Source organism: Candidatus Roseilinea sp. NK_OTU-006, from assembly GCF_012931985.1.
GTDB lineage: Bacteria > Chloroflexota > Anaerolineae > J036 > Brachytrichaceae > JAAFGM01.
Map to the genome: position 1 here is coordinate 47,377 of NZ_JAAFGM010000010.1, position 12,511 is coordinate 59,887.

Here is a 12,511-nt window from a genome sequence, read left to right on the forward strand (position 1 = left end):
AATCGCGCATGAACTCAACAAGCTGGGAGAGAATTTGAGCAATCTCTTCCGCGCGGTGTGGGAGTCGGACGAACGCAAGAGCATCGAGCGCGAGATCACGGCCAACTTGGAGCGGCTGAACGCGCGCATGAACGAGATGGTCGAGAAGGTGCGCGCCGATAAGGTGGCGACCAACCTCAAGCAGGGCGTGAAGGAGGCCTGGGAGACTGCGCACGGTCCGCAGATCCTCAACGAGATGCAGGCCGGGCTGGCGGATGTGCTTCACAAGCTGAATGAGGAGATTGCCAAGCGCGCCCAACCGGCCCAAGAGGTGAAGCCGGGTGAAGGGTCTGCCCAGCAGACGGCTAACGGCGAGCCGGTTGGCATGAGTGCAGCCAAGCCAGAGTAAGACGGCAAATCGCGCATCCCGGCTGCGCACGAAAAGCGCCGCCTGCGTCCTCCTCGCTCGGCGTCCTGCGTTTGCGCGCTACCGCTCGAAGACCTCGTGACGCAGGGTGATCTTGCGCAGACGCTCCGGCACAACGCTAACGCCGAGACCCAAGCCGGTCGGCACACTGAGCGTCCCGTCGCTGTTGATCTCGAAGGGAGGCTCGATCACATCCGGGTTGTAGTAGCGGTTGCTCGCGCTCAGGTCGCTGGGGAGCGTGAAGTTGGGCAGTGCTGCCAGCGCTAGGTTCAATGCGCGGCCGATGCCGGTCTCGAGCATGCCGCCGCACCACACCGGGACGTTGTGCGCTTCGCAGACGTCGTGCAGGGCGATCGCGTGCGTCAGCCCGCCCACGCGCCCTTGCTTGATGTTGATGATCTTGCATGCGCCCAGCTCGATGGCCATGCGGGCGTGGTCGGGTGTGTGGATGCTCTCATCCAGGCAGATCGGCGTTTTGAGCTGAGGCTGCAACTTGCTGTGCTCGTAGATATCGTCGTAGCCCAGCGGCTGCTCGATCATCAGCAGGTTCAAGTCATCCATCTGCCTGAACAGCTCGGCATCCTGCAGCGTATAGGCGCTGTTGGCGTCCACCATCAGCATCTGATCGGGGAAGGCAGCGCGGACCGCGCGCACGTCGTGTAGGTCGCGTCCCGGCTTGATCTTCATCTTGACGCGCAGATAGCCGTACTGCAGGAAGCTCTCGATTCGCTCGAGCAGCTTCTCGGTCGTCGGTTGGATGCCGATGCTCACACCGACGATGATGCGGTCTTTCATCCGTCGGCCGGTCAACTGGCCGATGTAGTCGCGCAGACTCAAGCCGGCCTGTTGCGCGGCGATGTCCCACAGCGCTGCTTCCAGCGCGGCTTTGGCCATGTTGTGGCCGCGCACGCGGCTGAAGCGCATGGGCGCCTCGCGTGGGTCGCCGATGGGCGCGTTGAACAGCGCTGGGATGAGATAGCCGGTCATCACGTGCCAGTTGGTCGTGATGGTCTCGTAGGAGTAGCCAGGGTCAGCGTCGGCCACGCTCTCGCCCCAACCGGTCACGTCATCGGCCGTGATACGCACCAGGATGCTCTCGCGGTCGGTGGTCACGCCGAAACTGGTCTCGAACGGGGCGACGAGTGGAATGCGGATGTGGAAGAGTTCGATGCGTTCGATGTTCATGGCGAGTGGGGACGCAAGTTGTGTCTGTTGTGAGTTGTCACCGTCAACGATCAATCCAGTATTCATCATAGCCTCGCCGGCGTGAGCGGATTCCTCAGCGGCTCGCCGCGCAGGGCGCGGGCCACCTCCTCGGCGGCGTTGACCTGCAGTTGGGTCAGCGCCTCTTCGGAATACCAGGCAGCGTGCGGATGAAGGATGACGTTCGGCGCGTTGCGGATGGGGTGGTCGGCGGGCAGCGGCTCCTGCTCGAACACGTCGAGCGCTGCGCCGGCAAGTTTGCCCATTTGCAATGCGTCCGCCAGCGCCAGCGTGTCCACGATTGCCCCGCGCGCTACGTTGATGAGATAGGCGCCGGGCTTCATCTTGCCGATCGCTTCAGCGTTGATGAGGTGGCGCGTCTCCGGCGTGAGCGGCGTGTGGATGGAGATGAAATCTGCTTCGTGCAGCAGCACGTCGAGGTCGGCCAATGCCGCCCCCGCCGCCTGCGCGCGCTCCGGCGAGAGATACTTGTCGTGCACGATCACGCGCATCCCGAAGCTGAGCGCGCGCCGGGCCACGGCGCTGCCGATGCGCCCCATGCCGATCAAACCGAGCGTCCGGCCCGCGATGCGATGTGCCGGCTTCGCTGTGTTCAGCGTCGCCCATTCGCCGCGCCGCACGCTTGCATCGAGCGGGATCACCCTGCGCGCCAGCGCCAGCAGCAGCGCCATGGTGTGATCGGCCACTTCAGGAATGCAATAATCCGGCACGTTGGCGACCTGAATGCCGCGCGCGGCAGCGGCCGGCACGTCTATCGTCTCGTAGCCGACGCCGTAGCGCACGACGCAGCGCAGCCGGGGCAGGGCATCCATCACGCGCGCCGTGATAGGCACGAAGCCGATGATCAGCGCATCGGCGTCGTGCGCGGCCTCGATCACATCGTCCTCCGTGCGCAGTGGGCTGCGGTCTATCACTTCTGCCAGGCCGGCCAGCACGCTGCGTTCTGGATCGAGCGAGGGAAATGTGTGATCGGTGACAACTACTTTATGCATAAAATAAACCGTTCGCGGGATTCGTAAATGCTACAACCACGAAGTCAGTCGAATCCAGACCTCAATAACCATTATTATGTGAAGCTCATCCTTGTCAACCCCCGGTGGATCGGGTATACTCCGGTTCCGCTATAATTCGCACGATGAGGGTAGGGGCGTTCATGCGGCGCCTCTATTTTAATTCTGACGTTGCCGTGTGACACTGGTTGTCCCAAGAGAGGACACATGCTTGTGAGTCGTAGCCGGTATCAACTGCGCTGACGCAGATCGGCCACAAGGTAGGGATATGCGATGATTGAACAGGAATATCTCACTCCAGAAGGTTTGAAGCGGCTCGAAGAAGAGCTGGAGTATCTGAAGACCGTTCGCCGGGCCGAGGTCGCTCAGCGATTGCATGACGCGATGGCCGAGGGTGAGGTCGAGGAGAATCCCGAGTATGAGGATGCCAAGAATGAGCAGGCCTTTGTTGAGGGGCGCATTCTGGAGATCGAGACCATCCTTGCCAATGCTGTGCTGATTGAGAACAAGGGTCCATCGAATGAGGTGCGTCTGGGGAGCAAGGTGACCATCACCGAGCTCGGCTCCGGCCACAAAGAGCACTACATCATCGTTGGTTCAGCCGAAGCCGATCCGGCCAACGGGCGAATCAGCAACGAATCGCCGTTGGGCCGCGCCTTGCTTGGCCACAAGGTGAACGACATCGTCTCTGTGCAAGCGCCTGAGGGCGAGATCAAGTTCAAAGTCACCCACATCGCGAACAGATGATCCGAATCTGAAATTGCATTCGGCTGCGCGGATCGGACGGGAGAGGAGCCATCGCAATCGCGGTGGCTTTTGTGTTTCTGTCTGTTTTAGAGTATTGGCCTGGCATGAGCAAGCGTTACCTCATCGGTCATCCGGGCGTCGGCAAAACGGCGCGGCTGACCGAGCGACTCGTCGAGCTGATCGGCGGCGGCGTTCGTCCGGACCGCATCCTCATCCTCGTCCCTCAGGAATCGCACGCGCAGCGTTTCAAGGCGGCGCTGGCCCTTGCGCGAGAGGCTGCGCTGGCATCGCGCGAAGGGCGCCGGGCGCAGCGCGCACGCCTTGGCCAGCCGGAGATCCACACGTTCTTCGGGTTGGCTCAGCAGCACGTGAGCTTGTTCTTCCCACGCATCGCGCTGCGCGCTGGCTTTGCCGATCCCTACCGCGAGCCGGTCTGGATGAACGTCGAGGCTGCGCAGTACCTCCTCGATCGCATCGTTGCGCCCCGCATCGGCGAGTTTGAGCACCTGCGTATGCCGCGCAGCCGGCTGCTCATCCAAATCCTGGACGATCTCAACCGCGCTGCGACGATGGGCTTCCCACTGGAGGAGCTGGCCGATCGGTTGGCGTCGGCCTGGCATGGCGTCGAGCCGCGCCAGCAGGCCTATCGCGCCGTGCAAGACATCGCGCTCGCTTTTCGCCGGTTTTGCCTGCAACATGCGCTGGTGGACTTTTCGCTCGGCATGGAGCTGTTCAGAGCGCATCTCCTGGCTGCCGACTTCTACCGCGAGTATGTCGCGGCGCGCTATCGCCATGTGCTGGCCGACAACGTCGAGGAAGCCGCGCCGATCATCCATGACTTTTTGCGACTGCTCCTGGAAACGTCTGAGACCGCGATGCTCGCCGAGGACACCCCGGGAGGTTTCCGGGTCAACCTGGGCGCAGCGCCGCAGTCGGCGCACGCGCTCCGGTTGGTGTGTGAAGTGACGCCGATCCCCGACCCGAGGCTGCAACCGGGCGCGCCGGATTCGCCGGCGCGCTTCGGCCAGGCCCTGATGCGCGCGATTAATGAGCGCGCAGCGCAACGCGCGCTGCGCAGCTCGGCCGTCGAGAAGCTATACGACGGCGAGGCCCCGACGCATTATTGGGCAACCATGGTGCAAGCCGTAGCCGACCGCATCGGCGCGCTTGTGCGCTCCGGCGTGGCAGCGCGCGAAATCGCCGTCGTGGCCCCCGTGGTGGAGGATGTGCTGTGTTTCGAGTTGGAAGAGCGCTTAAAGCGTTACGGCGTCGGCGCGCATGCGGTGCGTCCCTCGCGGCCGCTTCATGACCAACCGCTCGTCCGCGCCTTGGTTACCTTCGCGCGGTTAGGATATCCCGAATGGGCGCAGCCGGTTTCGCCATCGGAGCTGGCGCGCGCCCTGGCGTTGGTGATATCCGGATTGGACGTGGTGCGGGCGCAACTGATTGCCGACGCGGCGCGCCGCGCGTGTGGCCCCGGCGGCATCGTCGCGCTGCCGTCGCTCGATGAGCCAAGCTTGTGGGATCGCGTGGGGCAGCCGTTTCACGAGCGCTACGCCGCGCTGCGAGGTTGGCTGACAATCTGGGCCGGCGGGCACCCAGCTCAAGGGGCGCCTCTCGACCTGTTCTGGTACGAGCTGGCGGCTGGGCCGATGTCCCAGCCGGGCTTCGTGTTCGGTGAGGATGCGGAGGCCAGGGAGGGATGCGACAAACTGATCGCTTCGGCGCGCGCCTTCCGCGAAGCGTTCGAGCAGGCCGATCTCCAGTCGTGGCCGACCGGTGAATCAATCCATCCGCCGGAGATGTCGGTGTTGGGTCTGCCACCCAGGCCGGAGGTGGCCGAGCGGGTGGATGCGGGTCAAGCCTACGTCATCGCGCTCATGCAGAATGTCTTAGCTGCCGAATACGCCCCTGAGCGGACGCCGGATGTGCCCGAAGGCAGCATCCTGCTGGCCCCGGTTTACACGTATCTCACCGGCAACTATCGCTCCCGCTATCAATTCTGGCTCAACGTCAACGCCTTGAATTGGCATGAGCGTTTCTACCAGCCGCTCACCCATCCCTATGTCCTCTCACGCGAGTGGTCGCCGGGTATGCGCTGGACCGACGACGATGAGCAGCGCGCCAGCCGCGATCTGCTGGCGCGCCTGGTCGGCGGGTTGGCGTTTCGCTGTGGCGACAAAATCTACTTGGCGGCCAGCAGGCTGACTATGGCCGGACAAGAGGAGAGCGGTATGCTCGCCCAGGCGCTGCGAGGCTTATGAATCTGCGACCCCAGCAAGCGCGCATCGTCAATGAATACGCCGGCGGCAAGCTGGCCGTGTTGGCCGTACCTGGCAGTGGCAAGACGCACACGCTGGCTGCGCTGGCGGCGCGCTTGCTGGCGCGCGGGATGGTTGGCCCAGACGCCGAGGTGTTGGTGGTCACCTTCACCAACTCGGCGGTGGAGAATATCCGGGCGCGCATTCGTCTGGCGTTGCGCGACCTGGGCTTGAGCGATGGCGGCTTTCGCGTGTTTACCCTGCACAGCCTGGCCAACGCGATTGTGCGCGAACGTCCTGATCTCGCCGGCGTGACCTCCGACTATCGTATTGACGACGAGCTGAGCAACAGCCGCACAATGACCGAAGCTGCGCGCTGGTTTATGCAGCAAGAACGCGACTACTGGCGCAGCTTTCTGCCCTCGGATTTAACGCCACAGCAGCGCTGCCGCCTCGAGAGCGCATGGTCCGATGACACCGTGCGCCTTGGCGCGGAGGTGACCAAGCTGGCCAAGCACCGGCGGTTAACGCCGGCGGCGGTGCGCGCGCTCATTGCGGCGCGCGAAGCCCAATCGCAGGAGCAGGGGGCTGCGCCGTTCCTGCGCATCGGCGCGGCGATCTACGAGCGCTACGACCAGATGCTACGCGCCGGCGGCCGGCTGGATTTCGATGATCTGATCTGGGCGGCTATTCGCGCTCTGCACAACGACGACGACTTTCGCCGCCGGCTGGGCCGGCGCTGGCCGTTTATTCTGGAGGATGAGGCGCAGGACAGCACACCACTGCAAGAAGAGATCCTCGCGCTGCTCTCGCGCGAGCATGGCAACTGGGTGCGCGTCGGCGATCCCAACCAGGCCATCATGACCACGTTCACGGCGTCGGACGCGCGCTTCTTCCGCGCGTTCAAGGAGCGCCCCGATGTGCGGGCGATGCCGTTGACGGTGAGCGGCCGCAGCGCGCCAGAGATTATCGCTCTGGCGAATCGCCTGGTGGATTGGGCGACCCATGCCCATCCGGATCCGGATGTGCGGCGCGCGGCGCTCAGCGCCGATGGGATCATTCAGCCCACGCCCCCCGGCGATCTCCAGCCGAATCCACCCACAGGACGCATTCGGCTGCAGTCCTTCGACGACGAGGATGCCGAGGCGCAGAAGGTAGCCCAGAGCGCCGTTCGGTTTGTCCTAGACGCACTCGACCGCACCTGCGCCATCCTTTCGCCGACCCATTACTTCGGCCAGCGCATCGTGCGGGCGCTGGAAGAGATACAAACGCGCTACCCACAGCGCAAGCTGTATCAAGACCAACTGCGCAATCCGCAACCTGTGCGCGACGTGGCGCGCGTCTTGGCCCAGGCGGTGCGCTTTTGTAGCCAACCCACGAACATGAACGCGCTGGTGGACTTGCGCGCGGCGATGATCGAGGCCGGCGTCGGGCCGACCGGCGACGCGCGCGACCATCGCGTGAAAGCGCTGCTGCGAAGTGCGCGGCCCGAGCGACTGCTCTTCCCGCTGTCCGATGCAGCGCCGGCTCTGCCGGTCGGCTTGGCCCTGCGCGAAGACGAGGCGCGCGAGGTCTATGCGCTGGCGGCGCTCACGGCGCGCTGGTTGCGGGCCAGTGTGCTGCCGGTGGATCAACTCATCCTCGCCATCGCTCAACAGCTTTTCACGCGAGAGAACGACTTGGCAATCGCGCACAGCTTGGCGTTGAGCCTGCGCCGTGACACGGCGTTTCCCCCTGATGCGTCTTTGGCGGATGTCGCCCGCGAACTCGATGAGATCGCCGGCAATCGCCAGCGATACTTCAGCGGCTCACTCATCGAGGCCGGATTCCAGCCGGTGGGCGGTCAGATCACGGTGACGACCATGCACAAAGCCAAAGGGTTGGAGTGGGATCGCGTGTATCTCACCTGCGTGGACGAGGTCGAGTTTCCGCACGACGCGTCGGGCGAGTATCGCGGGCGGGCTTGGTGCCTCGCCGGGTGCGATCCGGCCCTGGAGGCGCGCCTCCAATTAGAGGCGCTTGCCGATGGCGCGGCGAGTCGGGCCGACGCTGAGCTGGTGCGCCAGGCGCGCATCGAATATGTCGCGGAGCGGCTGCGCTTGCTGTATGTCGGCGTCACGCGGGCGCGGACCGATCTGTTCATCAGCTATAGTCGCCGGCGTATGGAACGCGATCATCGCGTTGCATTGGCTGTGCGCGAAGTGTTGCGTCAGGCTGGGTAAACTACTCGTGTGTGCTTGTGGCCCGACGGGTAAGTTGCCTCGCGCCAACTGCACAACAGTTCATCTGGCAATCGAACACGAACACCATGAAAGGCCTTATTCTGAGCGGCGGCAAAGGCACGCGCCTGCGCCCACTCACCTTCACCAGTGCCAAACAACTCATCCCTCTCGCCAACAAGCCAGTTCTCTTTCGGGTCATTCAGGCGATCCGCGATGCCGGCATCAAGGAGATCGGCATCGTGATTGCGCCGGAGACCGGTGCAGAAATCAAAAGTGTCGTCGGCGATGGGTCGCGCTGGGACGCCCGAATCACCTACATCCTTCAAGACGAACCACGCGGCCTAGCGCATGCGGTGAAGATCAGCCGGGACTTTCTCGGCGACTCGCGCTTCGTCATGTTCCTCGGCGACAATTGTATCGAGGGCGGCATCCATCGCCTCATCGAGCAATACGCCGCTTCGGACTACAACAGCCAGATCGTACTGACGCGGGTGGCCGATCCACGACAGTACGGCGTCGCCGTGTTGCGCCCCGACGGCAGCATCGATCGCCTGGTCGAAAAGCCCAAAGACCCACCCAGCGATCTGGCTCTCGTCGGCGTCTATATGTTTGACCGGCACGTGTTCGAGGCGGTGGAGGCGATTCAACCCTCGTGGCGCAATGAGCTGGAAATCACCGATGCGATCCAGTGGCTGGTGACGCATGGCTATCGCGTGTATCCCTACGTGCATACCGGCTGGTGGGTGGACACCGGCAAGCGCGAAGATATGCTCGAAGCGAACGCGCTGGTGCTGGAAGAGCTGGTGCCGCGCTGCGAGGGCGAAGTGGACGCGCACTCGGTGGTGGATTCGCGGGTGACCCTGGAGCGCGGCGCGCGCATCGTCAACAGCGTCGTCCGCGGCCCGACGATCATCGGCGAAAACGCGCAAATCATCAACAGCTACGTCGGCCCGTTCACCAGCATTGATCGCGATTGCGTGATTGAGAACGCCGAAATCGAGCGCAGCATTGTGCTGGAAGGATGCCGCATCGAGCACATCCCCGCACGCATTCACGATAGCTTAATCGGCCGGCGTTCGGTGATCACCCACGCGGCGGCCAAGCCCAGCGGGTATCGCCTGCTGTTGGGCGATTACAGCCAGGCGGGGTTGTTGTGACAAACCGACGCGTGCGCGTATCCGCGCAGCCAAACCTGCCCGCACCCGTCGCCTCGCCTTACAATGGGCGCATGCGTTCATTCGACGAGGTGCTGACCTGTGTGGACCGGTTGGCGGAGGCTTTCGCTGCGCGCGCCGATCAGCACGACCGCGAAGGCTCGTTTGCCTTTGAAAACGTGGCAGACCTGCGCGCCGCCGGCTTGCCGCGTTTGCCGGTGCCGGCGACGCTGGGCGGGGACGGCTTCAACCTATTTCAATGCGTCTGCGTATTGCAGCGCCTCGCTCGCGCCGACGCCAGCACGGCGCTCGGCCTGGCCATGCACTTCCACGTGGTAGGTTCGCTGGCTGAACGCTGCGCTTGGCCCGAGGCCGCCTATGCGCGATTGTGCGAGGAGATCGTGCGCGACGGCGCGCTGGTCAACAGCGCAGCAAGCGAGCCGGAGATGGGTAGCCCATCGCGCGGCGGCTTGCCCGCTACCCGCGCGACGCGCGTCGCCGGCGGTTACCGGCTGAACGGGCGCAAAAGTTGGGTGACTTACGCGCCGGCTTTGCGCTACTTCCTCGTCACGGCGACGCTCGAGGATGCGATCGGTGTGTTCGCCGTAGCCGGCGATTCGCCCGGCCTGACGCTCATAGACAACTGGGGGACGAGCCTCAGCCTGCGCGCGAGCGGTTCGTTCGACGTCGTTCTGGACGATGTGTTTGTGCCGGAGTGTTGGCATGTCGAACAGCGCGCACCCGGCCAGGCGCGGCGCGGCGGCCCGCCGGCGGGTTGGGCCACGTGCGCATTTGCGGCGGTGTATCTGGGGGTGGGCGAGGGGGCGCTATACGCCTTGGCGCGCTATGCGCAGCAGCGCGTGCCGACGGCACTGGGCAAGCCGATTGCCGAATTGCCCCACGTCCAGCGCGGCATCGGCCAGATGGATGTTGCGCTGCGTGCCGCGCGCGCGGTGCTATACACAGCGGCGCAGACATGGGCGGAACAGCCGGCGCGGCGCGCCGAGATGGAAGCCGACCTGGCAGCGGCCAAGTATCTATGCACCAACGCGGCCATCGCGGCGACCGACACGGCGCTGCGCATCGCCGGCGCCGGCGGGTTGGACCGTCGCTTGTCCCTTGAACGTCACTTTCGCGACGCCCGCGCCGGCTTGATGCATCCACCGCAGGATGATCGCGCCCTGGAGTTGATTGGCAAAGCGGTGATTGCAGCCATCGGGGCGTGAGCGCGCTGCGCTTGCTCCCCACCTCTGACTTGTGGCTGAACTGACACGCAAAGAGGTGATCCAGATTCTGGCGGCTGTGCCTCGATTGAAGGAGGGCGAATCGGGCGCGCGATTGACCGGTGTAGACCTGAGCGGGCTGGACCTGCGCGGCTTGAACTTCACCTTTGCCGACTTGCGCAGCGCGAATCTGACCGGCGCATCGCTGAGCCGCGCAATCCTAGCGCGCGCGTGGCTGGCCGGAGCACAACTGACCGATGTGGACGCTGCATGTTGCGACTTTACCGGCGCCGACTTGACCTCGGCGCAGCTTGCCCAAGCGCGCCTGAGCGATGCAAACCTGACCGAGGCCAACCTCGAGGCGGCCAACTGCATCGGCGCGGATATGCGCGGCGCCCAACTTCATCGCGCGCGGCTACCCACGGCAGACCTGCGTTCCGCCGACCTGACGCGCGCCGACCTCAGCCGCGCGCGCATGGCCGGCGCGCATCTGTGCCATGCCGACTTGACTGCCGCCGTCATGGAAGAGGCGGAGCTAAACGAGGCCAATCTGGATGAGGCACTGTGCGAGCGGGTCGTCTTGCGCCATGCTCACCTGCATCGCGCCAGCTTGATCGAGTCGCGGTTGTGCTTCGCCGATTTACGCGGTGCCAATCTGAGCGATGCCTTGCTGTTGCGCGCCGATCTTACCGAAGCGGATTGCAGCCGAACGATATTCCGCGGCGCAAATTTGAACGGCGCCCGCCTCGATCATGCGAATTTGAGCGGCGCGACCTTGCGCGGCGCGCAACTGTCGGGCGAGGCGTTAAAGAACGCGATCGTCAATCAGACGGTTTTGCCGGATGGCACTTTGGCGCCTTGAGGGCGCGGTACGAAGCGCAGCGCTACTGGCGAGCGCTGCCGTGTTGGAACATGCCCCCAACGGGACTCGAACCCGTGTTTCGGCCTTGAAAGGGCCGCGTCCTGGACCGCTAGACGATGGGGGCGCGCACGTCGGCGGTCATTGTAACATACGATGCGTTGTCTCTATAATTGCTTTACGTTGCTTGACAAAATCGCCATGAGTATTGTTCACGGTCATCGCGCCATTGCCGCGCTCGGGCCGCTCTTCGCCTTCCTCCTGGCCGCCTGCGGCTCGGGCGAGCGAACCCCGACGCCGGAGAACTTTCAACCGATTGTGACCATTTACGCGCCGACTGCCGCGCCTTCGCCGACGCCCGAGCCGCCCACACCGCTGCCTCAGCCTGAGTCAACGGCAGCGTTAGAAGCCGCCGGCGCGGTGACCGACGCGGCGACCTCGGCAGCCAGCCCAATCGGCGAGAACGTCAATCCCTTCACCGGCCTTGTTGTGGCCGACCCCGCCGTCCTGCGGCGCCGGCCGTTGCTCGTCAAAGTAGCCAACACCTCTGATGTGCGGCCGCAGTCCGGCCTGAACAGCGCCGACATCGTCGTCGAGCACTACTCCGAAGGCAGCATCACACGCTTCACGGCGCTGTTTCTGACGAACGCGCCTGCCAAAGTCGGCTCAGTGCGCAGTTGTCGCCTCATTGACATCGAGCTGCCGATGATCTTCGACGCGGCCCTGCTGTGCTCCGGCACCAGCCCCGGCGTCAAGCCGCTGATGCGCGCCTCGTGGGCGTATCGCAACAACCTAACGATGATTAGCGACATGGGGGGCACGGAATGCGCCACATGCCCCGCCTTCCGCACCTCAGATCGTCTGCCCCCCCACAACCTGTTCGCCAACACGGTCCGCGCGTGGGAAGAGCTGGACAGGCGTGGCAACAATACTCCCTCCAGTTTCCGCGCCTGGACGTTTGATCCGAATCCGCCTCAGGGCAAGCCGACTACGTTGGTTGAGGTCGGCTATAAGTCCGGCAGCGTGATCTGGACCTACGATCCGCCATCCGGCCGATGGCTCAAGTCGCTGCGGAAGGAGAAGCAGATTGATGCGCTCACGCGCGAGCAGCTCTTCGCAGCGAATGTATTAGTGGTGCATGCGCCCCATGTGACGACGTTGATCCAGGAGGATGTCAGCGGCGCGCGTTCTATCGAGATTCAACTGTGGGGTGAAGGCCCGTTGCGCGTGTTCCGCGATGGCATCGAGATCGGCGGTCGTTGGCGGCGCGGGCCGGAAATCGGCATGTTCGATCTGCTCGATGTGAACGGCAACAAGATCCCGCTGAAGCCCGGCAACACCTGGATTCAGCTTGTGCCGATGAGCGACATCGCTGTGAACACGCAGTAAGCCCAAACCCGGAAAG

General features: G+C 64.2%; 10 protein-coding genes and 1 tRNA gene. 8 read left to right on the forward strand and 3 right to left on the reverse strand.

Annotated features, from left to right (window positions below; all coding sequences use genetic code 11):
- The first annotated feature begins 34 nt into the window (after window positions 1-34).
- Window positions 35-388 carry a hypothetical protein gene (locus GXH28_RS07635; RefSeq protein ID WP_169238429.1) on the forward strand — a complete coding sequence of 118 codons (354 nt, stop codon included), beginning with the start codon at window positions 35-37 and terminating at the stop codon, window positions 386-388.
- A gap of 78 nt (window positions 389-466) precedes the next feature.
- Here the strand turns inward: GXH28_RS07635 and menC are convergent, their stop codons facing one another.
- Together menC and GXH28_RS07645 are read right to left on the reverse strand one after the other, a co-directional pair.
- A complete protein-coding gene (gene menC, locus GXH28_RS07640; RefSeq protein ID WP_169238430.1) occupies window positions 467-1,591 on the reverse strand; it encodes an o-succinylbenzoate synthase in 1,125 nt (374 codons plus the stop codon).
- A gap of 65 nt (window positions 1,592-1,656) precedes the next feature.
- Complete coding sequence (locus GXH28_RS07645; RefSeq protein WP_169238431.1) at window positions 1,657-2,622, reverse strand: C-terminal binding protein; 966 nt, start codon at window positions 2,620-2,622, stop codon at window positions 1,657-1,659.
- Window positions 2,623-2,913: 291 nt separating this feature from the next.
- Here GXH28_RS07645 and greA point away from each other — a divergent pair, with 291 nt between their 5' ends.
- The 6 genes from greA to GXH28_RS07675 all read left to right on the forward strand — a co-directional run bounded on the left by greA (window position 2,914) and on the right by GXH28_RS07675 (window position 11,109).
- A complete protein-coding gene (gene greA, locus GXH28_RS07650; RefSeq protein WP_169238432.1) occupies window positions 2,914-3,387 on the forward strand; it encodes a transcription elongation factor GreA in 474 nt (157 codons plus the stop codon).
- Between the two features lie 104 nt (window positions 3,388-3,491).
- Window positions 3,492-5,651: an ATP-dependent helicase gene (locus GXH28_RS07655; protein WP_169238433.1), complete on the forward strand. Its 2,160-nt coding sequence runs from the start codon at window positions 3,492-3,494 to the stop codon at window positions 5,649-5,651.
- On the forward strand, window positions 5,648-7,870 hold the full coding sequence (locus tag GXH28_RS07660) for an ATP-dependent helicase (RefSeq protein WP_169238434.1): 2,223 nt from the start codon (window positions 5,648-5,650) through the stop codon (window positions 7,868-7,870). The genes GXH28_RS07655 and GXH28_RS07660 overlap by 4 nt, the downstream gene beginning before the upstream one ends.
- A gap of 86 nt (window positions 7,871-7,956) precedes the next feature.
- Complete coding sequence (locus GXH28_RS07665; RefSeq protein ID WP_169238435.1) at window positions 7,957-9,027, forward strand: glucose-1-phosphate thymidylyltransferase; 1,071 nt, start codon at window positions 7,957-7,959, stop codon at window positions 9,025-9,027.
- Window positions 9,028-9,098: 71 nt separating this feature from the next.
- Window positions 9,099-10,250, forward strand: coding sequence for an acyl-CoA dehydrogenase family protein (locus tag GXH28_RS07670; RefSeq protein ID WP_169238436.1), 1,152 nt, complete (start codon window positions 9,099-9,101; stop codon window positions 10,248-10,250).
- 31 nt (window positions 10,251-10,281) lie between these two features.
- Entirely contained in the window at window positions 10,282-11,109 is an 828-nt protein-coding gene (locus GXH28_RS07675) for a pentapeptide repeat-containing protein (protein WP_169238437.1), read from the forward strand.
- Window positions 11,110-11,160: 51 nt separating this feature from the next.
- Here GXH28_RS07675 and GXH28_RS07680 read toward each other — a convergent pair.
- Window positions 11,161-11,233: transfer RNA gene (locus tag GXH28_RS07680), tRNA-Glu, on the reverse strand.
- Between the two features lie 74 nt (window positions 11,234-11,307).
- Here GXH28_RS07680 and GXH28_RS07685 point away from each other — a divergent pair.
- The gene (locus tag GXH28_RS07685) at window positions 11,308-12,495 is read left to right on the forward strand and encodes a DUF3048 domain-containing protein (RefSeq protein WP_169238438.1); all 1,188 of its coding nucleotides are present in this window, start codon (window positions 11,308-11,310) and stop codon (window positions 12,493-12,495) included.
- The last annotated feature ends 16 nt before the right edge of the window (window positions 12,496-12,511 follow it).

What these genes read in the sequence shown, in the direction of transcription:
- menC (WP_169238430.1), bottom strand. Translation starts at nt 1,591, where the DNA reads ATGAACATCGAACGCATCGAACTCTTCCACATCCGCATTCCACTCGTC.
- GXH28_RS07645 (WP_169238431.1), bottom strand. Translation starts at nt 2,622, where the DNA reads ATGCATAAAGTAGTTGTCACCGATCACACATTTCCCTCGCTCGATCCA.
- greA (WP_169238432.1), top strand. Translation starts at nt 2,914, where the DNA reads ATGATTGAACAGGAATATCTCACTCCAGAAGGTTTGAAGCGGCTCGAA.
- GXH28_RS07655 (WP_169238433.1), top strand. Translation starts at nt 3,492, where the DNA reads ATGAGCAAGCGTTACCTCATCGGTCATCCGGGCGTCGGCAAAACGGCG.
- GXH28_RS07660 (WP_169238434.1), top strand. Translation starts at nt 5,648, where the DNA reads ATGAATCTGCGACCCCAGCAAGCGCGCATCGTCAATGAATACGCCGGC.
- GXH28_RS07665 (WP_169238435.1), top strand. Translation starts at nt 7,957, where the DNA reads ATGAAAGGCCTTATTCTGAGCGGCGGCAAAGGCACGCGCCTGCGCCCA.
- GXH28_RS07670 (WP_169238436.1), top strand. Translation starts at nt 9,099, where the DNA reads ATGCGTTCATTCGACGAGGTGCTGACCTGTGTGGACCGGTTGGCGGAG.
- GXH28_RS07685 (WP_169238438.1), top strand. Translation starts at nt 11,308, where the DNA reads ATGAGTATTGTTCACGGTCATCGCGCCATTGCCGCGCTCGGGCCGCTC.